Source organism: Proteus sp. fly-1067, assembly GCF_040139345.1.
GTDB lineage: Bacteria > Pseudomonadota > Gammaproteobacteria > Enterobacterales > Enterobacteriaceae > Proteus > Proteus vulgaris_B.
Genome location: NZ_JBEEUL010000001.1, coordinates 97,673 through 120,768, shown reverse-complemented (window position 1 = coordinate 120,768; position 23,096 = coordinate 97,673). Strand labels below are relative to the sequence as shown.

The 23,096-nt window shown below is 36.1% G+C and carries 18 protein-coding genes and 4 tRNA genes; 10 read left to right on the top strand and 12 right to left on the bottom strand.

Features of this window, described 5'->3' with window-relative positions:
• Positions 1-6 precede the first annotated feature (6 nt).
• Positions 7-624: a DMSO/selenate family reductase complex B subunit gene (locus tag ABN217_RS00540; RefSeq protein WP_023581764.1), complete on the top strand. Its 618-nt coding sequence runs from the start codon at positions 7-9 to the stop codon at positions 622-624.
• Positions 625-627: 3 nt separating this feature from the next.
• Positions 628-1,404 carry a dimethyl sulfoxide reductase anchor subunit family protein gene (locus ABN217_RS00535; protein WP_349439157.1) on the top strand — a complete coding sequence of 259 codons (777 nt, stop codon included), beginning with the start codon at positions 628-630 and terminating at the stop codon, positions 1,402-1,404.
• A gap of 75 nt (positions 1,405-1,479) precedes the next feature.
• Here the strand turns inward: ABN217_RS00535 and ABN217_RS00530 are convergent, their stop codons facing one another.
• On the bottom strand, positions 1,480-2,022 hold the full coding sequence (locus ABN217_RS00530) for a DUF924 family protein (protein WP_197269033.1): 543 nt from the start codon (positions 2,020-2,022) through the stop codon (positions 1,480-1,482).
• Positions 2,023-2,722: 700 nt separating this feature from the next.
• On the opposite strand from ABN217_RS00530, the gene ABN217_RS00525 reads away from it, so the two are divergent.
• Both ABN217_RS00525 and ABN217_RS00520 read left to right on the top strand, forming a co-directional pair.
• Positions 2,723-2,902, top strand: a complete 180-nt coding sequence (locus ABN217_RS00525; protein WP_072068574.1) for a GhoT/OrtT family toxin — start codon at positions 2,723-2,725, stop codon at positions 2,900-2,902.
• A gap of 375 nt (positions 2,903-3,277) precedes the next feature.
• The gene (locus ABN217_RS00520; RefSeq protein WP_197269032.1) at positions 3,278-4,195 is read left to right on the top strand and encodes a helix-turn-helix domain-containing protein; all 918 of its coding nucleotides are present in this window, start codon (positions 3,278-3,280) and stop codon (positions 4,193-4,195) included.
• A 41-nt stretch (positions 4,196-4,236) separates the two neighbouring features.
• Here ABN217_RS00520 and ABN217_RS00515 read toward each other — a convergent pair whose 3' ends face one another.
• From ABN217_RS00515 to ABN217_RS00495, 5 genes are all read right to left on the bottom strand, one after another.
• Complete coding sequence (locus ABN217_RS00515; RefSeq protein WP_196553742.1) at positions 4,237-4,653, bottom strand: GNAT family N-acetyltransferase; 417 nt, start codon at positions 4,651-4,653, stop codon at positions 4,237-4,239.
• 137 nt (positions 4,654-4,790) lie between these two features.
• The gene (locus tag ABN217_RS00510; RefSeq protein WP_197269031.1) at positions 4,791-5,246 is read right to left on the bottom strand and encodes a lysis protein; all 456 of its coding nucleotides are present in this window, start codon (positions 5,244-5,246) and stop codon (positions 4,791-4,793) included.
• On the bottom strand, positions 5,243-5,647 hold the full coding sequence (locus tag ABN217_RS00505) for a structural protein (RefSeq protein ID WP_196553744.1): 405 nt from the start codon (positions 5,645-5,647) through the stop codon (positions 5,243-5,245). The genes ABN217_RS00510 and ABN217_RS00505 overlap by 4 nt, the downstream gene beginning before the upstream one ends.
• On the bottom strand, positions 5,640-5,948 hold the full coding sequence (locus ABN217_RS00500; protein WP_349458958.1) for a phage holin, lambda family: 309 nt from the start codon (positions 5,946-5,948) through the stop codon (positions 5,640-5,642). Before ABN217_RS00500 ends, ABN217_RS00505 begins: the two co-directional genes overlap by 8 nt.
• A 386-nt stretch (positions 5,949-6,334) precedes the next feature.
• The gene (locus ABN217_RS00495) at positions 6,335-7,150 is read right to left on the bottom strand and encodes an antitermination protein Q (RefSeq protein ID WP_072068580.1); all 816 of its coding nucleotides are present in this window, start codon (positions 7,148-7,150) and stop codon (positions 6,335-6,337) included.
• A gap of 239 nt (positions 7,151-7,389) precedes the next feature.
• Between ABN217_RS00495 and ABN217_RS00490 the strand changes: the two genes are divergently transcribed.
• Entirely contained in the window at positions 7,390-8,127 is a 738-nt protein-coding gene (locus ABN217_RS00490) for a S24 family peptidase (RefSeq protein ID WP_196553746.1), read from the top strand.
• A 130-nt stretch (positions 8,128-8,257) separates the two neighbouring features.
• On the opposite strand, the gene ABN217_RS00485 is transcribed toward ABN217_RS00490, so the two are convergent.
• The 4 genes from ABN217_RS00485 to ABN217_RS00470 form a co-directional block, all read right to left on the bottom strand.
• A tRNA-Thr gene (locus ABN217_RS00485) sits at positions 8,258-8,333 on the bottom strand.
• 6 nt (positions 8,334-8,339) lie between these two features.
• Positions 8,340-8,427, bottom strand: a tRNA-Ser gene (locus ABN217_RS00480).
• A 293-nt stretch (positions 8,428-8,720) separates the two neighbouring features.
• Positions 8,721-8,796 (bottom strand) — tRNA-Thr (locus ABN217_RS00475).
• A 6-nt stretch (positions 8,797-8,802) separates the two neighbouring features.
• A tRNA-Ser gene (locus ABN217_RS00470) sits at positions 8,803-8,890 on the bottom strand.
• Positions 8,891-9,092: 202 nt separating this feature from the next.
• Between ABN217_RS00470 and rcsD the strand changes: the two genes are divergently transcribed.
• Together rcsD and rcsB are read left to right on the top strand one after the other, a co-directional pair.
• Positions 9,093-11,801: a phosphotransferase RcsD gene (rcsD, locus tag ABN217_RS00465; RefSeq protein WP_349458956.1), complete on the top strand. Its 2,709-nt coding sequence runs from the start codon at positions 9,093-9,095 to the stop codon at positions 11,799-11,801.
• Positions 11,802-11,803: 2 nt separating this feature from the next.
• Positions 11,804-12,460, top strand: coding sequence for a response regulator transcription factor RcsB (rcsB, locus tag ABN217_RS00460; protein ID WP_036935620.1), 657 nt, complete (start codon positions 11,804-11,806; stop codon positions 12,458-12,460).
• A gap of 285 nt (positions 12,461-12,745) precedes the next feature.
• Here rcsB and rcsC read toward each other — a convergent pair whose 3' ends face one another.
• Complete coding sequence (gene rcsC, locus ABN217_RS00455; protein WP_196553748.1) at positions 12,746-15,580, bottom strand: two-component system sensor histidine kinase RcsC; 2,835 nt, start codon at positions 15,578-15,580, stop codon at positions 12,746-12,748.
• A gap of 193 nt (positions 15,581-15,773) precedes the next feature.
• Positions 15,774-18,401, bottom strand: a complete 2,628-nt coding sequence (gene gyrA, locus ABN217_RS00450) for a DNA topoisomerase (ATP-hydrolyzing) subunit A (RefSeq protein WP_349458955.1) — start codon at positions 18,399-18,401, stop codon at positions 15,774-15,776.
• 172 nt (positions 18,402-18,573) lie between these two features.
• Here gyrA and ubiG point away from each other — a divergent pair, with 172 nt between their 5' ends.
• The 3 genes from ubiG to nrdB all read left to right on the top strand — a co-directional run bounded on the left by ubiG (position 18,574) and on the right by nrdB (position 23,093).
• Complete coding sequence (ubiG, locus tag ABN217_RS00445; protein ID WP_072068585.1) at positions 18,574-19,311, top strand: bifunctional 2-polyprenyl-6-hydroxyphenol methylase/3-demethylubiquinol 3-O-methyltransferase UbiG; 738 nt, start codon at positions 18,574-18,576, stop codon at positions 19,309-19,311.
• 348 nt (positions 19,312-19,659) lie between these two features.
• On the top strand, positions 19,660-21,951 hold the full coding sequence (nrdA, locus tag ABN217_RS00440; RefSeq protein ID WP_349458954.1) for a class 1a ribonucleoside-diphosphate reductase subunit alpha: 2,292 nt from the start codon (positions 19,660-19,662) through the stop codon (positions 21,949-21,951).
• An 11-nt stretch (positions 21,952-21,962) separates the two neighbouring features.
• Entirely contained in the window at positions 21,963-23,093 is a 1,131-nt protein-coding gene (gene nrdB, locus ABN217_RS00435) for a class Ia ribonucleoside-diphosphate reductase subunit beta (RefSeq protein ID WP_072068588.1), read from the top strand.
• Positions 23,094-23,096 lie beyond the last annotated feature (3 nt).

Sequence of the window (23,096 nt, the reverse complement as noted above, 5' to 3'; positions counted from 1 at the left end):
TAACTCATGAAGCAATATGGTTTTTATTTTGACTCCACTAAATGCACTGGCTGTAAAACATGTCAAGTCAGTTGCAAGGATGAAAAAGATTTAGATTTAGGCCCTAAATTCCGCCGTGTTTATGAATATGGCGGTGGTAGCTGGGCAAAACAAGACGGGATCTGGACACAAAATATCTATAGTTATTATTTATCCATTTCTTGTAACCATTGTTCAAACCCTACTTGCGTTGCAGGTTGCCCAACTGGCGCTATGCATAAACGTGAAGAAGATGGTTTAGTGGTTGTTAACCAAGATATTTGTGTTGGTTGCCGTTATTGCGAATTGCGTTGCCCTTATGGTGCGCCACAATTCGATGAGAAGAAAAAACTCATGTCTAAGTGTGATGGTTGCTATGAACGTGTAGCACAAGGCATGAAACCGGTTTGTGTTGAGTCTTGTCCTCAACGCGCACTTGATTTTGATGATATTGAAGTGATCAGAGCGAAACATGGCACAGAGTGCGGTATTGCACCAATGCCAGATCCAAGCCTGACTAATCCAAATATCGTTATCAAAGCACACAAAGAAGCAAAACCTTCTGGTGATAAAACCGGCTCAGTTCAAAATGCGGCGGAGGTATAAACCATGCATGAACTTCCTCTAGTCTTTTTTACTGTTTTAGGTTCTTCAGCAGCAGGCCTGTTTCTTATTGCTTATATCAGTAAAAAATTAGGTCAGATTGATGATAACCAACTACGTAATGCCAATATTTTAGCCTTAGTCTTAACATTAATTGGCTTAGGTATTGGTGGGTTACACGTTGGTCAACCACTGCGTTTTTTCAATATGCTCTTAGGTGTTGGCCGTTCTCCAATGAGTAACGAAGCCTTTCTAAGTGGTGTGTTTACGGGATTTGCTTTTGCAACTGTCGCACTCACTATAATGAAAAAATGGAAAGGATTACGTGAAATTTGTAATCTGCTTACCGTTGTTTTTGGTTTAGCTTTTGTTTGGTCAATCCCTCAGGTTTACCACATTCCAACTATTGCTAACTGGAATACAGATTACACCACCTTGCAATTTTGGATGACCCTCTTAGTGGGTGGCGGTGTACTGGCAATGGCAACAGGCGCAAGACGTTTAGGCGCATTGTCCTTTATTATCGGTGCTATTATCACTTTTGCTACACGCTCAGGTTATGTGAGCTTCCTAGGCTTTACAGGCCCTCAACTGAGTGCTGACCAATCTCTTTTCTGGGGATTCCAATTAGCGGTATTAGCATTGGGTATTGTTATCGTAGGATTTACTGCCCTAAAAGCACAGGCATCAAAAATGACACTAGTCACTTGTGCTGTTGCGGTAATTATTGCTGAATTATCAGGCCGTATCGCTTTCTATAACTTATGGCATATTACAATGTGACCTCGATTTTATGGCTGATTAATCAACCATAAAAAAGAAACAAAAATGCATACCTTTTCTAGGTATGCATTTTTTTTAGAATGAAGAGCCAGGTTGCTGTAAAAATTCTAATTCTTCAGGTGTCGATGTACGGCCTAAGATTTGATTACGGTGAGGATAACGGCCATATTTATCGATAATCTCTTTATGTCGTAGTTCATATTGATACGTATTTTCGTCATTAAGTTGAGAAAATAATACGACGGCATCTTGGTGTATTTTAGGTGATTCTGAATGCATAAATGGCATTATCATAAATTTACGCTTAACGGGGGTTAGCGTTAGATATTCAGGTAAACGAACAGCTTCTTGCGCTAAAATTAAAGCCATATTATCTTGTGCAAAGGCTTTTGGCGTATCACGCCAAATATTACGTGAAAATTGGTCAAGGATAATTATTTCAGCTAAACGCCCTTCTATAGTTTCACGCCATGACGCAAGTTCACCACGACTTGCGCTTAAACATAATTCACCAAACCTACGGTTAATTTCTTTATCAAACAGCAGATCTTTTTTAAACCATTGCTCTGGTGTGCACTCTTCAAACCAAAACGTCAAAGTTGATTGATAAGGGATCATAAAAACCACCACGCTAATTGTTTATTAATCAAAACAGCGTTTATTTTCATCAAAATAAACGTCATTGACGGGTTACTTCTTTGGTAAGTTACCATTTTAATGTAGTGACGGCTATTAATCCCTATCCAAAACAGACATAAAAATAAATCCCCTTTAAAGATTGAAAAGGGGATTTAAAATGCTTCCTAGCTAACGCTTAAATCCATTAAGTCGCGCCATCCATAAGCTAATTTATCTACAAGTATGTATAAAATGGCATTCATTCCATTTGTTACATTCTGTTGATATTATGATGCAATATAATTAACCTGCGTATTTTACAAACATATAGTTTACCTCTGCATCACTACCGTGCCTTAAAAATCATCATTTGCAAATTTCAATTTTTATAGTGAAGTCGCTAAAAAAGATCTATTCCGTCTTGTTTTATTTTTTAGTAAACATCATCTAAAGACAATAAAGATTGTTATAAATAACGAATTAAATCAATCCACTATATTTCATTATTTTGATTTTTCGGATGTAACCTTGTTATTATCTTGTGTGTTCACCCCCAAAAGAAACTAGCGATCAAAAGTGAGATGAATGTTTAAAATTTGCACATTAGTAATGACATTTATCGAAAAGTTTGCCCTATTCCCCTGTTTCTTTAACAATTTTGGAGTACAATTACCACAGTCTATTTACTGAATGATTCGTTATGTCTGCTATCTCTGTTATTGGAATAAGCTACCTTATTGGCGCTGTGTTCTCGTTTATTATTACTTTCTTTTTAACTAAAGATCCCAGCGTTGCTATGCGCCTTTTAAGTGCATTATTAATCGCTTTAACTTGGCCTCTTAGTTTTCCGATGGCTCTTATTTTCTCTATTTTTAGTTGATTTTTTTAAATTAAGCTTAATAACAGTAGTTATATTCTATTCAATTAGTCTTTTAACTATTTATTATTCTATTTTTAAATAAATAGATTAATAGTTTTATAAAAATAACATTTTTAGCTTAGATTTTTACTCAAAAAGACTATCTAATTACTCGTTCATCCTTTCTAAATAAAAACACTTTTCCTTAAATATCAATAAGTTAAAATTAATCATTTATTTTATTAACGATGACGTCTTATTTTAAACCTAGATAATGATAAATATTTTTATAAATTTACAATCACCAATGAATTCATTACAGTATCTTATGTAAATTTATCAAATACCCGTATTGTTTTATATCACCAATTATAATTTTTTAATTAGAGTTAAAATATGTTTAGCGAAAATGTCATTACAGATATTATCTATTGGATTGAAGAAAATTTAGAGAAAGATCTAAAACTTGAAAATGTTTCACAAAAATCAGGATATTCTAAATGGCATCTTCAACGCATGTTTAAAGAACAAACAGGGCTTACATTAGCCTCTTATATTCGAGCTAGACGTCTTTCTTGCGCGGCGGTTGAATTACGCTTACAAAGAACCCCCCTTCTTGATATTGCATTAAAATATCGGTTTGATTCTCAACAAACATTCTCAAGAGCGTTTAAAAAGCTGTTCAATATGACGCCTTATAATTATCGTAGAAAAGAAAATTGGTTAGCACACGGCTTTACCTTGCCATTAAGAAAATTTAAGGGTTTTAACTTAGATATTGAAATCGTTACAATTAATTCCCTTTCACTAATAGGAATAGACCATATTTATAAAGCTAATGTTATTGACTGGAATTTCATTACTGAAAAACCACGTGAATTCTATTGGAAAATTTTTTTTAAAACAGCAAATTACAAATATGATCGTGTTTTTGCTACACATAATATTTTATCAAAAAACAATAATGAATTAACGGTAAAATATGCCACGATGATAGAAAATAAATCTGATTTTTATAATCCAAATTTTACTAATCAAGCTAAAATTGAGAATGTAAAATATTTAAAATTTAGTATTCCTGAAGAATTATTAAAACTCGATTATAAAGACATTATTTATAATATTTATGGTATTTTACTTAAAAAATTAAATGTACCAAGAAAGAAAGGATTAGCTGATATTGAGGAATATATTTTTAAAGATAAGTATGTAATTGAACACCTTATAGCTCAACCAAGCGCTCTGCTAAAAGACGTTAATTATTACATTCCGGTTGAGATTACAGAACAATGCGAATGCAAAACACAAGCATAGTTTTTATATTTTAATAATAAGCCATCTACTTAAGATGGCTTTTATTGTATAAAACAAAAAATAACTTCAGGATCGTCTTCATCAAGATTTTCAATACAACCACTTTTAATAAATCCTAGCTGAAGCAGTAAATTCTTCATTTTAGTATTGGATTGATTCGTTGACGTAAACAATTTTTCTGTTGTTAGTTGTTCTTGAAAAAATAAGATCAATGCTTTGCCATAGCCTTTTCCGCGCTGATCGTGAGCTATCATCACAAGTTCAATAAAAGGATAACCAAAAAAGTGAGAATGGATCACCCCATAACCCACTACCTCTGCGTTAACTTCAATAAGATAAATAGCTTGGCTAGATAGCCAAGCTTTAATTTCTTCAATACGCGAAGAATTTTGTTGAGCATAAGAGTCTAACTCAATAAGCACAGAAAGGTGATGGTGTGTGGCAAGGGTGATTTTCATGGTATTTTTAATAGTGACGTTGGATAGCGTTATATTACTAAGTCTGTTGATATAATGTAAGCACTCATAATCATGACATATAGCTGACACTTCGTCATAACTATGTCTATAAAAAAACACCTGTACATACAATAAGATCACCCATTATTAATACACTCTTGGCGAATATAATCCTGTAAACCTAAAATGATCTGCTCTGACTGCGCAACTCGTTCTCTGAGTAACCAATAATTTCGGATAGCGGAGTCAGTAGGTCTGGCGGCGTTTGCATCATCCAAGCCGGTGGTGGAAGTGGCAGAGACTTTTGGACATTCGGCATTGACGTACACCCGCTTAGGATTGTGTTCACTAAGATCACGCAGCTGAGCAATTTCTTTTTTTGCATGAGTAAGTTCCTGTAAATGGCGACTATCCAGTTGATTAAGTCGATTAATTCTTAATTGATATTCTTTATTCTCTGCAATTTGTTGAATAAGAGATTGATAAATATCATCGTATTCATTTTTCAAAGATTTATTTTTATCAATCAACCAAACCAATCCTGTGCCTAGGCATAAAATAACTATTACCATTATTCTAGATGAAGAAATCATAATAATAACCAAGCATCTTCAAAGACTTTTTCAGAATAGGGTTGGTAGCCAAGTTCAATATTAACAATCGCTATTGCTAAAGGAATAATGATATTTTTTAATTGTGTATTAATAGGTATGTCAATTTCGATACCTATTTCTTTTGAAATACGATTAATATAGCCTATTGTATTATTTTCGTTAGGCGGAGCATAACGATTGATAATGGTTTTAATCGTATTTAAACCATATTTTTTTTGGTACGTTTGTAATAATTTGTAGATGGCTCGTATTCCATACTCAGGTGAAATAAATTGGCAAAAGTCTTTATCTGTTTGTTCAGCAGATAACCCTTGCCATTTCGAACCATGCCGGATATTACCAGGGTTATTATTACGCTCACCTCGCGCTATTTTAGCCATTTTTAACTCCTGCTCTTCCTTTTAGAAGTTTACTCATGGAATCTACTCCGATATAACCAATAAATACACTGGCTAAATAAGCAAACTCATGATTAATATTAAATAAAATTAGAATATCTTTAATGAACCAAGCAAACATTGCACACATCAGCCCATCAATAGAGGTTTGTTTCCATCCTCCGCCGTTATATAAACCTCGAAGAATAGCCATTCCTCCAGCTAGAGAGGCTGATATTCCTTGTTCTTTCATTGAAGAAATAGCAATAAATATCTGTTCCCATAAATCTGGATTTTCTTTCATTGTTTCTCATGGCTTACCTCCAATAGGAGGAAATGTAATAAATAAGATACTCATCTGCCGTACTTAAATTTAAACGCGGTTTTAACATGAGTATGTTTATGTTTTATTTATCTAATTAGATAAATGGCGGATATAAAAAAAGACCACATTGTGGTCTTCAATTGACAATAAGCGTTAACAAATATTGTTACAGTATATTCGTTAAGAAAATGCAGATACAAAAAAGCCTCACTTTAATAAACTGGGGTCAATTCATTAAGTGAGGCTTTTTATATTCTGTTGTGAGGTCTTTAGATACAAATCTCTCACTGTGGGGATATAGTATGTTTATTTTTTCCAAAAGTCAATAATTAAATTCTATAAAAATGAATAAGTATAGAAAATTATTACCTAATGGTCACTTCTTGAAGAATTTTTTCTGATAAAGACTCTTCTTTAAAGCATTCTTCCACTAAATGTTCAAATAATGCCTTATAGTTACTGTATGCAACTGTTTTAGAAACACTCACCACCGTTTGTACTTGCGCTAATACTTCACTGAATTTTAAGCGAGGATATCCGCGCCCTGCGCATTTACTACAAGGTTTAAAAACTGATATTCCCTGCTTTTCACTCTCTTTTTTATCTAAAACTTGCCCACGCCCATGACAACGGCAGGCCAAGCGAATTTCAGCTTTCCCTTTACAAGTAGGGCAAACAATTCGAGTTGTCTCTCTCACTTCTCGGTAAGAAGTGTTACCTGTAGGTTTGGCTTTAAGTTCATTTTTAAGATTTCGCTCAAAGCCTTTAACTGGTTTTGATGTATAGCTTTTGGTAGTAAAAACGTCAACTTCAATAAATCCATTGCTGCAATCAGGGCAAACCTTTTTGCTTGCTGCACTTCTTGCATAATCTTGAAAGGCATAATTGGCAATAATATGTAAAACCTTGGCTTTATCATTTTCAATTAGTTTATCAATGGCTTTATATTGGTATGCCTGAGTTAACGCATATTGATAAAGACTTTCTATCGCTTCATCTGGGTGACTAATATTATGTTTAGCTAAAAACAACTCTATGCCCATACGCCCTTTTCGCGTAACTAAGCTAATTGATGTCATCACATCAGTCACAGAAAGCGAATCTACTGCTTTAACAGTTCCTACATCACTGAATACAATGCTTTTTGGTGAAAAGTATTTAGGCAAGTCTGCTAGTCTCATTTAATGCTCCTTTTGATTTCCTATCATTACTAACTTGGTCATCCATTTACCACGACAAGGCATGGCATTTATGCATCTAAATCACCCGCATTTTACGGCGTTATCTCAACGTGATTTTTACTTACCACTCTTGTATTGGTTTATTTAGTTACTATTTTGTACTTTTCGCACTTTTATTAACTAGTGGTTAATGTTATATTTTAACCAACGTGGCGTCAAGCGGCAAAGGAAATTAACCAATGGTTAAAAATGATAATAAAACGGAGTTCACAAAACGGCTTCAAGAAGCTTGTTTAGATTCAGGGATTGCTGGTCGTGGTCTGGGTAAAAGAATTGCAGACGCGTTAGCTCAACAAGGCATAAAAGTCAGTGCACCCGCAGTCTGGAAATGGTTAAACAGTGAATCGATTCCTGATCCAACTAACATTTTAGCATTAAGTCAGTGGTTAGATATTCGACCGGAATGGTTAGAGTATGGGCGAGGAGCCAAAAGAAATGATGGCGTTTCAGTAAATGAAATGACTCCAGTTGATGATTGGGATAATAATACACCAATAGAACGAGATGAAGTTGAAATCCCCTTCTATACTACTATTGAATTAGCTGCCGGTTTCGGAAGTTGTACCACTGATAATCAAAAGGTGGAATTGTTGAGATTTTCTCGTTCTACATTTAATCGCTACGGTGTACAACCTAGTGATGCCGTTGCTTTTAAAGTACATGGCGACAGTATGTCTCCTGTTATTCCTGATGGCTCTATAGTGACTATCAGCACAGGACATACAAAAATTGTTGATGGTGGCATTTATGCAATTCAACAAGGTGATCTTTTAAGAGTTAAAATTTTACATCGGCTCCCCAATAACACTATTATCATTCGTAGTTATAACACGGTTGATTATCCTGATGAACGTTCCACATTAGAAGAAGTGAAAATCTTGGGGCGAGTATTTAACTGGTCGGTTATGGGCTGGTAATCATTATAATCTCTAAAAACACCACTATCTTTTTATTAATGTGGTGTTTTTTTAGTACATACATGCTTTAGCATTAAGATTTAATCAAAGAAAAAACCCGCTATCTCTTACGAGATAACGGGTTCTTATATGGTGCCGGCTACCGGAGTCGAACTGGTGACCTACTGATTACAAGTCAGTTGCTCTACCAACTGAGCTAAGCCGGCTAATTCTGGCGGAAGGATAGAGATTCGAACTCTAGGATGGTTTCCCATCGGCGGTTTTCAAGACCGCTGCCTTCAGCCACTCGGCCATCCTTCCATAGCGCCGAATTATGCCTATCTCTGACCCTGCTGTCTAGTCCTGATTGTAAAAAAAATGACTTTTTTATCCGTTTGCTCAATTCTCAGTCTTTTTTTGCTTAAAAAATGCTAACTCATTAATATGCTGGTTAAAATTTGATAATTAGAAATAATAAACAAGAGGGTATTGTGAGATATGTGGAACAACAGAGAAGGCAAAAGACTTAAAAAGATGATGGTGAAAATATGACAGTAAATAAAATAGAGATAAGAAAAAACCCGTTATCTCTTACAAGATAACGGGTTCTTATATGGTGCCGGCTACCGGAGTCGAACTGGTGACCTACTGATTACAAGTCAGTTGCTCTACCAACTGAGCTAAGCCGGCTAATTCTGGCGGAAGGATAGAGATTCGAACTCTAGGATGGTTTCCCATCGGCGGTTTTCAAGACCGCTGCCTTCAGCCACTCGGCCATCCTTCCATAGCGCCGAATTATGCCTATCTCTGACCCCGCTGTCTAGCTTCTATTGTGAAAAAATCTGTTTTTTTTGTTTGTTTGCTCAAAGTTCATCCGAATATCCCTTTTAAAGCGATAACCTGTTAATATAATGGCTGAATAATGGTGATTGTTTATTCAACTTTTCTTTTTTAACTACATTGTCTCTTAAAGGCTCGCAAACTGAATGCGTACATTGAACCAACTCAAGCCAAATACACTAACTCGCTTATATGTCCTGTTTCTTCTTTTCATGGTCATATCACTTTTCCTATACGCTTACAGCTATTTTGATACTTGGCTAGATAGTAAAAAGAATGCTATTAACAACACGACTCATAAATTTGCTTTGCAGGTTGAAGATTACCGTTATCACTCTAATCAGCTTTTTCAGTTATCAAATAAAATATCAGACACGACCCTCTTTCCATCTTTACCACTAACTCCAATAAAACTACGCTCTGATGTCTTTTGGTTTGAAGGTCGAGATCAAACTGTAGATGCCATTATATTTGGTAAACCTAACGAACAAACGTTCCAGCTAGCACAACGCTTTGCTAATTCACTCGAAATTATCTGGGGTGTACGTAATGATTACAGTTCACTTTATTATCTAAATGGTAAAGGAAATGATCTTATCTTAATTACGACTCACTCTGTCCTTAAACCAGAAATTCGTTACAAAGAAAGCTACCTAACGCTAACCGCTGAGAACAAACGCTCTGAGCTGTTGATGCAATCAACCGCTTTAGATGAAAAAGAGAGTCTTTCTCCTATTAGAAAGATGTCTACAGAAAATATCTATTACTATACCTACCGCATTATGTTTAATGTGCCAGGGCAACTTACTAGCGTGGTCGCTTTTGATTTACCTATCAATAATTTTTTACCTTCAGAACTATCGCCGCACTACTTAAGATTACTGCCAACAGGCCAACAGTCGGTTTACGATAAAAATAGCATTGAAATTTCAACCGACGGCTCTTCTTTGATTTTTTCTCAACCTATTGTGGGCATTCCCTATTCACTTTCTTATGAATATCCGTTGAAATTAATTATCAAAGAGATTGCTTATAAAAACATCTGGTTATTAATTAGCCTACTTGCTTTTATTTCAGTTTCTGTTTTCGGACACATCTATATACGTAACAAGTATGTTTTCCCGTACATCTCAATGACTCGTAATCTACGCATCAAAGAAGAGATGACTAACGACATCATTTCTAATCTTCCAATCGGGTTATTGGTATACAATTTTTCTTCTAACCATAAAATTATTAGCAACAGCCATGCTGAAAAACTATTACCTCATATCGATTTATCAAAGATCCGACAGATGGCGATTGAACATAACGGCTTAATCCAAACAGCGATCAATAATGAGATTTATGAGATTAGAACCAGCAATAACAGCAATATTGATAATACGTCATTATTCATATTTCTGAATAAAGACAACGAAGCACTTATCAATAAAAAATTACAACTTGCACAGCAAGAATATGAAAAAAATACCATCGCACGACGTAAGATCTTATCTAATATGTCATTAGAATTAATGCGTCCTATCAAAGATATAAATGAGATGGTTTATCAATTCAAAGAATTATTGCCCGAAAGTACCCATCAGCAATTGCTTAGCTTATTATTAGAAAAAACAAATTACATTTCCGAATGGATAGAAAATATTACGTTAATTAATAAGTTAGAAAACCAAGAATGGAAAATTCACAAGGATGAATTTGAACTTTCAACATTAGTTGAATCTATTTTGATAACTGCATCACCATTTATGATAAGAAAAGGTTTAACCCTTTATTTCCATAATAATATAAGACCTGGTTTACTTTTAATTAATGATGGCCCCGCATTAAGTAAGATTATTTTATCATTGATTAATTATGCCATTAGTACGACTAACTATGGAAAAATAACTGTTAATCTAAATTTAGTTAAAAATAAAGATAAAGAAGAAATACTTATTGATATTATTGATAGTGGAAGTGGGCTAACACCACAAGACATCGCTAATATAAAATACCCATTCCTAGGGCAAGCAATGGGAGATAAATATTATTCCAATTCTGGGATTATTTTTTATTTATGTCATTTGTTGTGTAATAAAATTCAGGGTGAGTTAACAATTAAGAGCCAAGAAAGTATTGGTTCTCATTTCCGAATTGCACTCCCATACCAGCATATAGATACGGAAGAACGAGCTTTTAACGTATTATTGGAAGGAATAAGCGCAAAACTCGCCATAAAAAACCCTGAAATAGAAAAAATCATCTGCCGACAACTTGATAAATACGGCGCGACATACTTTGATAAAAATAGAGAGAATCTTTATCCCGAATACGATATCATACTTAAAGATACTCCGGATGATAGCCCTGAGTCCCCAACAATATTATTAATGAGCTCTATTGTTGGATTTGAAAAAATATCAAAAGATTTAATAAAGTGTAACTATAACTTCGGTGATCCTTTAATAGAAGCTGTTACTTATTTAATTGAAGAAAATGAGTCATTTTCTCTAGATACAACTGAAGAGAGTATTTTGGATGAAAATAATAACCTTGATAATTACGAAGTAATTCTTAATAATTATAGGAAGAAGTTGAATGGTAGTGATTATAAGGAACTATTTATCAGTACTGTTCCTATTGATGTTGAGAAACTACACTTAGAGGCAACAAATAAAGACTTTCATTCTCTAGCCCAAACAGCTCATCGTCTAAAAGGGGTTTTTGCCATGTTAGATTTAGAATATCTCAGAGAAAGCTGTGAATATTTAGAACATGACATAAAAAATCATAATGAATTAGAGATCAAAGAACGTATCACTCAACTGGATAAATGGATTCAACAGTTGCTGCAGCAAGGTAACAATTAAACATGAATAACCTTAATATTATTATTGCCGATGATCACCCAATCGTTTTATTCGGTATTCGTAAATCTTTAGAACAAATTGAATGGGTCAATGTTGTCGGTGAATTTGAAGATTCAACGTCACTTATCAACAACTTACCTAAGTTAAATGCAGATGCATTAATTACTGACTTATCTATGCCTGGTGATAAGTATGGTGATGGTATTACACTAATTAAGTACATCAAAAGACATTACCCGAATTTGTCGATTATTGTACTTACCATGAATAACAACCCAGCTATTTTAAGTGCCGTCCTTGATCTTGAAATTGAAGGTATTGTACTTAAACAAGGTGCTCCAACGGATCTACCTAAAGCATTGGCAGCGTTGCAAAAAGGCAAGAAATTTATGCCTGAAAGTGTCGCGAAGCTACTTGAGAAAGTCAATGCAAATGGTTATGGCGATAAACGTTTGTCACCTAAAGAAAGTGAAGTACTGAGATTATTTGCTGAAGGCTTTCTCGTCACTGAGATCGCAAAAAAACTTAATCGTAGTATTAAAACTATTAGTAGCCAGAAAAAATCAGCAATGATGAAACTGGGTGTTGATAACGATATTGCATTACTTAATTACTTATCATCAGTAACTATTGATAAAGAAATTAACGGCCCAGATTGATCTTTTCAAGCGACCGTTTGCAGTACCGATAAAATCAGGAAGCTCAACCTATTTTGGGAGCTTCTCTGCTTTTTTGTCTTTATTCTTCGCAGTATCCCACCCAGTAAGCATTAAACCGATGTAATATCTTATAACTCATCCTTTATCTGATAATGCCCTAAAAGCCATAGAATGTGTTATTTACGGTATCATTCTTTATGTCTACCTTATCCGTACAATTAAACTTAATAAATGGAGAAGAGATTAATCTCTTCTCCATTTATTAAGTTTATGATGACACATAAGCTACTTTTTCTGTATATGTCCTACCAGAACTTCTCTTAAAATAGAAAGCGATACAGGCTTAGACACACAATCATTCATTCCGGCATCAATACAACGTTGCTTTTCTTCTGCTATTGCATTCGCTGTTACGCCAATGACTGGCATATCGCTCCCCATTTCTCGTATGTGAGTTGCAAGCTGATAACCATTCATATTCGGCATGTTGACATCAGTCAGAATAATATCGATATGATTTTTCGCTAAATAGGCTAATGCATCACACCCATCTTCCGCAGTTGCTGTATTAAAACCAATTTTTTTCAGTTGATCGGTCAGTAATAAGCGATTTATTGGATGATCATCAACAATCAAAATGGTCAACGCTTGTAAACCACAATCTGTATTCAGCTCAGCCATATCAACACAATTTGCTTCAATTTTGCTTTGCGGTAATTGTAGTATTATTTTTGTTAATTCATTTAACTTATAAGTACTACATACCCATATGTTCTCTGCTATCTTTTTGGATGGCTCGAGGTAGTGTTCATTGAGCCTAATAAATTGGCAATGATGCTTTCTCGGATAATCAAAGTCTGTGATAATAAAATCCGTTGAAGACAGTGTTGTTTCTTCTGTTAATAATTCACAGTTCAACCCAAAGTAATTGAGATATCGCCCAATAAATCCTTCTAAATAAAGGTTTTTGATATTAATAAAACAACGAACAGTGCTCTCTTTATACATATCCTTTTCAGTAGCAAGTTCTCTCTCTTCTAACGCACCATAAAGTGGTATTCGAACTGTAAATCGACTACCAATATTTTCTTGTGAAACTACACTGATATCACCATCCATTAAGTTAATGAGTTTTTCACAAATAGCTAAACCTAATCCTGTCCCTTCAGATGCACTTTCTGTATTTTGTGAAACTTGGAAGAATGGTTCAAAAAGCTCATGTAATGCCTTCTCACCGATCCCTCGTCCTGTATCATGAATATCAAAATACAGGTAATACTCATCTTTATAAAGATGTAAAGTAATACATCCTGTCGTAGTGAATTTAATACTATTATTCAATAAATTAGAAATAACCTGTTGTACACGAACAGGATCACTATTTACAATTTTAGGTACATCTGGTTCGATAAAGCAGTAGATAGCTAAATCTTTTTTCGCAATTAAAGGTAAATAGTTAGAAATAACAAAAGAGAGTACTTGGCGACAATTAAACGGTTTAATCTCAATTTTTAATTGTTTAGATTCAATTTTTGAGAAATCGAGAATATCACTAATAATTTTTAGCAGTAATGATGAGGAGTTATCCATCGTTTTTAATAATCGACTTGTATCATCATTTTGCGCAAAGGATTGTAATAACTCTAAATTACCAATAATGCCGTAAAGTGGTGTACGTAATTCATGACTCACCGTAGCTAAGAACATTGATTTTGCTTGGTTAGCTTGTTCTGCCGCTGTTGCCATATTTTGTAGCGAACGTTCCATTTTAACACGAGCACTAATGTCCACTAAAACACAGATAGCCACATCTTCATTTTGATAGCGTGAATTAACAAAACTAATTTGTAAGTGATTGCGGTTATTCGTTACCACATCAACCATATTGCTACTTTTCTCAGCAATAATAGATAAAATATTTTGCTTATCACTGTGACTAAGTAACCGAAAATAGTTATGTGCTAATTCGTTACTTAAAATGATCATACCATCGCGTATTCTCAGAATACTAATTCCGACAGGCGCCGATGCCACAATTTTATGGTTAAACTGTTCATGCTCTTCTAATCGGGAAGCGTTATTTTCTGCTGGTGAGAATATTTTTCTTTCGAAGATCCACACAAAAATAAAAATAAAAATGGCAGAAATAATATTTAAAATCAGAGCATTAAAAATAGTGAATTTAAATTCATTTAGAATTTGCTTTAGTGGTAATGAGTACACCACACTAAAAGAAGATGGCAATAGTTTTCGTTTTGCAACTAACTCACTGAAATCTTCATCAAAACCAAAATAAGGAGCACTCACATCAGCAACTTGCTTAACAGAACGATAAGTATTTTCTGCAGGATAGCTTAATACTGTAGTATTTCGGCTATTTAGAAGATGGATAGAAATTACTCTATCTTTGGCTGGAGAGAAATATTCAAGACGAATTGCTCTTTCAATACCAATTAATCCAATAAATTTGCCCGAAGCATAAACTGGTGACATAACATATAAAATGCCACTATCCCCTTTTGCATCAGGAACTATCCAGTATTGATTAACTTCTTTGCCTTGCGCCCGTTGATTAATGTAATTACGTGTATTTTCGTAAACCATCTTTTTCAACATTTCAGTATCTACTGGTGATGCGCGCAAAGGGAAATTAATCATGCACATACTGTGCGAGCCTACCATGAAAACTTGGTTTATCCCTTGTAATGCAGGAGTATTATCTTTCCAATAATATAAGATACTGTTAAACGAACGAAAATAGTTATTGGTTTGTCCCTTAAATAATTCACAGTTCGCCGTTTCATTGAGTTTATGAAGTGAAAATGGCCCTTCATAAAATAATGAATTTTTTATACCTGGATTTAAATTAATTTGCTCTTGATGACGTTCTGCAAGGTATTGTAAATCACGGATGGTGCCAGAAGTTTGTCGAAAAAAACTGAGGAGATTAGTGTAGTTATTACTATACTCTTGCCTAATATCTGACTTTGTATCATTAAATATATTGATGAGGTAAAACATTGTTAATAATGCCCCCATCGCCCACAACATGATACCTAATACGCGAAAAAGGTAGCGGGAAATTTTTAACGATGTTTTAAAGGACGAGAGATATCTCAAACAACCACCCTAATCAATATTCCTACCGCTTAAGAAACTTATTCTATTCTAGCAGAAGTTATTGTATGTCTGAATAATATGATCTTTATCATCAGGATAATTATTTCTGATGATGCACTGATCCTACCACCATAAAAAAAGCAGGCAATTATGCCTGCTTTCTTTTATTTATACATCACAATAATGATAAATATTATTCTTCGTCTGCATCATTAGCTAAATCTGATCCAGGCTCTTCAGGTGATGTTTCGTTAATAACCTCATTAACCTCATCATCATCTAATGCGTCATCTTCATCTTCAACACGCTGTAAGCCAACAACCAACTCATCTTCTGTTGTACGAATTAAGGTAACACCTTGTGTATTACGTCCAACAATGCTGACCTCTGAAACACGAGTACGAACTAATGTACCTGCATTAGTGATCATCATAATTTGGTCAGTTTCTTCAACTTGAATTGCACCTACCACTTTACCGTTACGCTCACTCACTTTAATAGAGATAACGCCTTGTGTAGCACGATTCTTCGTTGGGTATTCGCTTTGTGCAGTTCGTTTACCGTAACCATTTTCAGTGACAGTTAAAATATCGCCGTCACCACGAGGAATGATCAGAGAAACGACTTTGTCGTCATCAATCAGTTTCATACCACGAACACCTGTCGCAGTACGACCCATTGGACGAACACAATCTTCTGCAAAGCGAACCACTTTACCATCAGCAGAGAACAGCATAACTTCGTTCGTGCTATCGGTTAAGTCAACACCAATTAGCTCATCGCCTTCATTTAAGTTGACTGCGATAATACCTGCGCTACGAGGACGGCTAAAATCTTGCAGAGGTGTTTTCTTCACTGTACCGCTTGCCGTTGCCATAAAGACAAACTTACCTTCTTCATACTCTCTCACTGGCAAAATAGCCGTAATACGTTCATTTTGCTCAAGAGGTAATAAGTTGATAATCGGACGACCACGAGCACCACGACTTGCTTCTGGTAACTGGTAAACTTTCATCCAATAGAGACGACCACGACTTGAGAAGCATAAAATGGTGTCATGGGTGTTAGCCACCAGCAGACGATCAATAAAGTCTTCTTCTTTAATTCTTGCTGCAGACTTACCTTTACCGCCACGACGTTGCGCTTCATAATCGGTAAGTGGCTGATATTTAACGTAACCCTGATGAGAAAGTGTAACAACCACATTTTCTTCATTAATCAGGTCTTCAATATTAATATCTGCTGTATTTTCAGTGATCTCAGTACGACGTGGATCGTTATATTGATCTTTAATCGCATTTAGCTCTTCTCGAATGACTTCCATCAAGCGCTCAGGGCTTCTTAAGATATGTAGTAATTCAGCAATTTGAAGCAATAAGTCACGGTATTCATCTAACAGTTTTTCATGTTCAAGACCGGTTAGTTTCTGCAAACGCAGATCCAAAATAGCTTGAGCTTGTTGTTCTGTAAGATAGTATTTACCATCATGCACACCATATTGTGGCTCTAACCATTCAGGACGAGCAACATTGCTGTCACCAGCACGCTCTAACATGGTTGAAACACTACCTAAATCCCAAGGTTGTGCGATTAACGCTGCTTTTGCTTCTGCTGGGTTTGGTGCTTGGCGGATCATTTCAATAACAGGGTCAATGTTCGCCAATGCAACAGCCAGTGCTTCTAAGATATGAGCACGATCACGCGCCTTGCGTAATTCGTAGATAGTACGACGAGTAACGACTTCACGACGGTGACGAATAAAAGCAGAAATAATTTCTTTTAGATTTAATAGCTTTGGCTGACCTTGGTGAAGTGCAACCATATTAATACCAAAAGAAACCTGCATTTGTGTTTGTGAGAACAAGTGATTTAATACTACTTCACCCACAGCATCACGTTTGATTTCAACAACAATACGCATGCCATCTTTATCAGACTCATCACGTAATCCGCTAATACCTTCAATGCGTTTGTCTTTAACAAGCTCTGCTATTTTTTCAATTAAACGCGCTTTATTCACCTGATAAGGAATTTCCGTTACGATAATTGTTTCGCGACCGGTTTTCTCATCAGTTTCAATATCAGCCTGAGCACGGATATAAATTTTTCCGCGACCAGTACGGTAAGCATCTAAAATTCCTCTGCGACCATTAATAATAGCGGCAGTCGGGAAATCAGGCCCCGTGATATGTTCCATCAACTCTTCAATAGTGATGTCTTCGTTATCAACATAAGCAAGACAGCCGTTGATAACTTCGCCTAGGTTATGTGGAGGAATGTTTGTTGCCATCCCCACCGCAATCCCTGATGAACCATTGACTAGCAAGTTTGGAACACGGGTTGGCATAACTGCTGGAATATGTTCTGTTCCATCATAGTTAGGAACAAAATCAACCGTTTCTTTTTCCAAATCCGCCAGCAGTTCATGGGCGATTTTCGCCATACGAACTTCGGTATAACGCATTGCAGCCGCCGAGTCACCATCAACTGACCCGAAGTTACCCTGCCCGTCAACCAACATGTAGCGCATAGAAAAAGGCTGTGCTAAACGAACAATCGTTTCATAGACAGCAATGTCACCGTGCGGGTGATATTTACCGATAACATCCCCAACAACACGGGCTGATTTTTTATAAGGTTTATTCCAATCGTTTCCTAGTACATTCATCGCGAAAAGAACTCGGCGGTGTACTGGCTTCAGTCCGTCTCGAACATCGGGTAATGCGCGTCCTACAATAACTGACATCGCATAATCCAAATATGAGCTTTTCAGCTCTTCTTCGATATTAACTGGTGTGATTTCTCTGGCAATGTCGCTCATGGAGCCACTGTCCCTCATACTACGGATTCAAAGGTTTAGAACTATACCACAAATCGCCAATTTTTGGAAAAAGGAAACAACTAAATTAATGATCCTTTCGCTATTCTCTTCGATTTCACCGTCTAACGTTGGTAGAATCATGGCAATATAAAAATAGGAGTAATACTTTCTGATGAATGATAAAACAACCTCTTTACATGCTAACGTGGATCAGCATGAAATCGACAAGTTTGAAAGCGTCGCATCACGCTGGTGGGATCTTGAAGGTGAATTTAAACCATTGCACCGTATAAACCCACTAAGACTTAACTATATCCAAGAACGTGCTGACGGCTTATTTGGAAAAAAAGTCCTCGATGTTGGCTGTGGTGGCGGTATTTTATCTGAAAGTATGGCATGTGTCGGTGCCGAAGTTACAGGCCTTGATATGGGCACAGAGCCATTACAAGTTGCACGCTTGCACTCACTAGAGTCAGGTATTCCTGTAACTTATATTCAAGATACCGTTGAAAACCATGCAAATGATAACCCACAAGCTTACGATGTTGTCACCTGTATGGAGATGTTAGAACACGTTCCAGATCCTTCTTCCGTCGTAAGAGCCTGTGCAAAATTGGTAAAACCAGGTGGGCATGTTTTCTTTTCAACCATCAATCGCAATAAAAAAGCATGGCTAATGCTGGTGGTAGGTGCGGAGTATATTCTAAATATGGTACCTAAGGGCACACATGATGCTAATAAGTTTATTCGTCCATCAGAACTGCTCAGTTGGGTTGATGAAACCGACTTACGTAGCAAAAATATGATTGGCTTACATTATAACCCAATCACTGACAAATTCCGATTAGCGCCAAATGTCGATGTGAATTATATGGTGCACACACAATCGACACATAACTCGAATTCGTGAAACTGAAAGTTTGATTTGGTTTAATAAAACATCAAACGATCACATTTTTTAAAATTGACTTTACATCATTGTCACTTGAATTTGAGTTTCTTACTGCCTGTATTTATGCAGGGTACGGGCAGTTATTAAAAAATTTATCCCCTATTTATCCACAGAAACAATCAGATTTGTACACTTGATCAATCTCTCAATTACCTTTATCTTGTTATCACCATTTGAACTAACCCCTATATATTGTGTTTCCTTAAATTTCACACCACAAGACTCCTTGACACACATTGTCATCGGGAGCGTTTTTTTGCGGTATAAAATTTCAGGTAGCACTAATGCAAGAAAGGTGCATCGCTCATGAATCACAGCCTGCTCGTCACAAAACGTGATGGTCATAAAGAACGCATTGACTTAGACAAAATTCACCGTGTAATCGCCTGGGCTGCTGAAGGCCTAGAAAATGTCTCTGTATCACAAGTTGAATTACGTTCTCAGATTCAGTTTTATGATGGTATCAAAACTGCTGATATCCATGAAACACTGGTAAAAGCTGCTGCAGACTTAATTTCAGGTGAAACTCCTGATTATCAATATCTTGCTGCCCGTCTTGCCGTATTTAACTTACGTAAAAAAGCCTATGGCCAATTTGAGCCACCAACGCTCTATGATCACGTTAAGAAATTAGTTGATTTAGGTAAATACGACCGTCATCTTCTTGAAGATTACACCCAAGAAGAATTTGAACAGATGAACAATTTTATTGTTCATCAACGTGATATGAACTTCTCTTACGCCGCAGTTAAACAGTTAGAAGGTAAATATTTCGTTCAAAACCGCATTACTGGCGAAATTTACGAAAGTGCACAATTTTTATATGTTTTAGTTGCGGCTTGCTTGTTTTCCCGTTATCCACAAGCAACACGTATGGACTATATCGAACGCTTTTATAATGCGATTTCTACTTTTAAAATCTCATTACCAACGCCAATTATGGCTGGTGTCAGAACACCAACTCGTCAATTTAGCTCTTGTGTATTGATTGAATGTGACGATAGCCTTGATTCTATCAATGCTACATCAAGCGCTATTGTAAAATACGTTTCTCAACGTGCAGGTATTGGTATCAATGCGGGACGTATTCGTGCATTAGGCAGTGCTATTCGTAATGGCGAAGCGTTCCATACAGGTTGTATTCCTTTCTATAAACACTTTCAAACTGCGGTGAAATCTTGCTCGCAAGGTGGTGTTCGTGGTGGAGCTGCCACACTGTTTTACCCATTGTGGCATTTAGAAGTTGAAAGCCTGCTAGTACTGAAAAACAACCGTGGTGTTGATGATAACCGTGTTCGTCATTTAGATTACGGTGTGCAATTAAACAAATTAATGTATGAACGTTTAATCAAAGGTCAGGATATTACCTTATTCAGTCCTTCTGATGTTCCAGGTTTATATGATGCTTTCTTTGCCAACCAAGATGAATTTGAACGCCTATATGTACAATATGAGAAAGATAAGAGCATCCGCCAAAAACAAGTTAAAGCGGTTGAGCTATTCTCATTAATGATGCAAGAACGTGCATCTACAGGTCGTATTTACATTCAAAACGTTGACCACTGTAATACGCACAGCCCATTTGATCCGGCCATTGCACCTATCCGCCAATCAAACCTGTGTTTAGAAATAGCACTACCGACTAAACCATTAAATGATATTAAAGATCCTAATGGTGAAATTGCACTTTGTACCTTGTCGGCCTTTAACTTAGGTGCAATTGAAAATCTTGATGATTTAGAAGAGCTAGCTCGTTTAGCTGTTCGCTCACTGGATGCACTATTAGATTACCAAGATTATCCGATCTTAGCCGCTAAACAAGGTGCTATGGGCCGTCGTACCTTAGGTATTGGTGTTATTAACTTTGCTTATTACTTAGCAAAACACGGTGTTCGCTACTCTGATGGTAGTGCAAATAACTTAACTCATCGTGCATTTGAAGCAATTCAATACTATTTATTAAAAGCATCTAATGAATTAGCGAAAGAACAAGGCGCATGCCCATGGTTTAATGAAACCACTTACGCTGAAGGTATTCTACCTATTGATACCTATAAAAAATCATTAGATGTTCTGACAAAAGAACCTCTACATTACGACTGGGAAGGTTTACGCAAAGATATTAAAGAGCACGGTTTACGTAACTCAACATTGTCTGCACTGATGCCATCAGAAACCTCTTCTCAGATTTCGAATGCAACCAATGGTATCGAGCCACCTCGTGGTTATATCAGTATTAAAGCCTCTAAAGACGGTATTTTACGTCAAGTGGTTCCTGAGTATGAGCGTTTGAAAAGCGCTTATGAATTACTGTGGCAAATGCCAAGTATTGAAGGTTATTTGCAGTTAGTGGGCATTATGCAAAAATTTGTTGACCAAGCGATTTCAGCGAACACTAACTACGATCCTACTCGTTTCCCTAGCGGTAAGGTTCCAATGAACCAACTGCTGAAAGATTTGCTGCTCGCTTACAAATATGGTGTGAAAACACTTTATTATCACAATACCCGTGATGGTGCAGATGATGTACAGGGTGATCTGGAAGAAGTCGTTGAGACGGAAGATTCAGATTGTGAAGGCGGCGCGTGTAAAATTTAATTGAGGAAGCTATGTCCTATACTACTTTTTCACAAGTTAAAAATGATCAAATGAAGGAGCCCATGTTTTTTGGGCAACCTGTTAACGTAGCGCGTTATGATCAGCAAAAATATCCTATTTTTGAAAAGCTAATTGAAAAACAACTCTCCTTCTTCTGGCGTCCAGAAGAAGTGGACGTTTCTCGTGACCGTATTGACTACAATGCGTTACCCGATCATGAAAAACACATTTTTATTAGTAATTTAAAATATCAAACACTATTGGATTCGATTCAAGGTAGAAGCCCTAACGTAGCATTCTTGCCTTTAATCTCGATCCCTGAGTTAGAAACATGGGTTGAAACATGGTCATTCTCTGAAACCATTCACTCGCGCTCTTATACTCATATTATCCGTAATATCGTTAACGATCCTTCTGTCGTATTTGATGATATCGTTGAAAATGAAGAAATTTTAAAACGTGCGCGTGATATTTCTTCTTACTACGATGAGTTAATCAGATTAACTAACCTTTATCATATGTATGGTGAAGGTGATCATCATGTTCAAGGCAAAACCGTTAATGTGACTTTACGCAAATTAAAGAAACAACTTTATTTGTGTATCATGAGTGTTAATGCGTTAGAAGCAATTCGTTTCTATGTGAGCTTTGCGTGTTCATTCGCCTTTGCTGAACGAGAGTTAATGGAAGGTAACGCTAAAATCATTAAATTAATTGCGCGTGATGAAGCATTGCACTTAACTGGCACACAACACATGCTGAATCTACTGCGTTCAGGTCAAGACGATCCTGAAATGGCAGAAATCGCCGCAGAATGTGAACAAGAATGTTATGACTTGTTTGTTGAAGCCGCAGAGCAAGAAAAAGAGTGGGCTGAATACCTGTTCTCAGAAGGCTCTATGATTGGTTTAAATAAAGAAATCCTCTGCCAATATGTTGAATACATTACAAATATTCGCATGCAAGCAGTAGGTCTTAAATTACCATTTAAAGCACGCTCAAATCCTATTCCATGGATCAATGCATGGCTAGTGTCTGACAACGTTCAAGTAGCACCTCAAGAAGTTGAAGTCAGTTCTTATCTTGTGGGTCAAATTGATTCACAAGTTGATACTGATGACTTGAGTAATTTTGAACTGTAATAC

Excerpts from the sequence above, each read along its gene's own strand:
- ABN217_RS00540 (WP_023581764.1), top strand. The coding sequence starts at position 7 with ATGAAGCAATATGGTTTTTATTTTGACTCCACTAAATGCACTGGCTGT.
- ABN217_RS00500 (WP_349458958.1), bottom strand. The coding sequence starts at position 5,948 with ATGAAAGAAAATCCAGATTTATGGGAACAGATATTTATTGCTATTTCT.
- ABN217_RS00490 (WP_196553746.1), top strand. The coding sequence starts at position 7,390 with ATGGTTAAAAATGATAATAAAACGGAGTTCACAAAACGGCTTCAAGAA.
- ABN217_RS00515 (WP_196553742.1), bottom strand. The coding sequence starts at position 4,653 with ATGAAAATCACCCTTGCCACACACCATCACCTTTCTGTGCTTATTGAG.
- ABN217_RS00510 (WP_197269031.1), bottom strand. The coding sequence starts at position 5,246 with ATGATTTCTTCATCTAGAATAATGGTAATAGTTATTTTATGCCTAGGC.
- ABN217_RS00505 (WP_196553744.1), bottom strand. The coding sequence starts at position 5,647 with ATGGCTAAAATAGCGCGAGGTGAGCGTAATAATAACCCTGGTAATATC.
- ABN217_RS00520 (WP_197269032.1), top strand. The coding sequence starts at position 3,278 with ATGTTTAGCGAAAATGTCATTACAGATATTATCTATTGGATTGAAGAA.
- ABN217_RS00535 (WP_349439157.1), top strand. The coding sequence starts at position 628 with ATGCATGAACTTCCTCTAGTCTTTTTTACTGTTTTAGGTTCTTCAGCA.
- ABN217_RS00525 (WP_072068574.1), top strand. The coding sequence starts at position 2,723 with ATGTCTGCTATCTCTGTTATTGGAATAAGCTACCTTATTGGCGCTGTG.
- ABN217_RS00530 (WP_197269033.1), bottom strand. The coding sequence starts at position 2,022 with ATGATCCCTTATCAATCAACTTTGACGTTTTGGTTTGAAGAGTGCACA.
- ABN217_RS00495 (WP_072068580.1), bottom strand. The coding sequence starts at position 7,150 with ATGAGACTAGCAGACTTGCCTAAATACTTTTCACCAAAAAGCATTGTA.
- nrdA (WP_349458954.1), top strand. The coding sequence starts at position 19,660 with ATGAATCACAGCCTGCTCGTCACAAAACGTGATGGTCATAAAGAACGC.
- ubiG (WP_072068585.1), top strand. The coding sequence starts at position 18,574 with ATGAATGATAAAACAACCTCTTTACATGCTAACGTGGATCAGCATGAA.
- nrdB (WP_072068588.1), top strand. The coding sequence starts at position 21,963 with ATGTCCTATACTACTTTTTCACAAGTTAAAAATGATCAAATGAAGGAG.
- rcsB (WP_036935620.1), top strand. The coding sequence starts at position 11,804 with ATGAATAACCTTAATATTATTATTGCCGATGATCACCCAATCGTTTTA.
- rcsD (WP_349458956.1), top strand. The coding sequence starts at position 9,093 with ATGCGTACATTGAACCAACTCAAGCCAAATACACTAACTCGCTTATAT.
- gyrA (WP_349458955.1), bottom strand. The coding sequence starts at position 18,401 with ATGAGCGACATTGCCAGAGAAATCACACCAGTTAATATCGAAGAAGAG.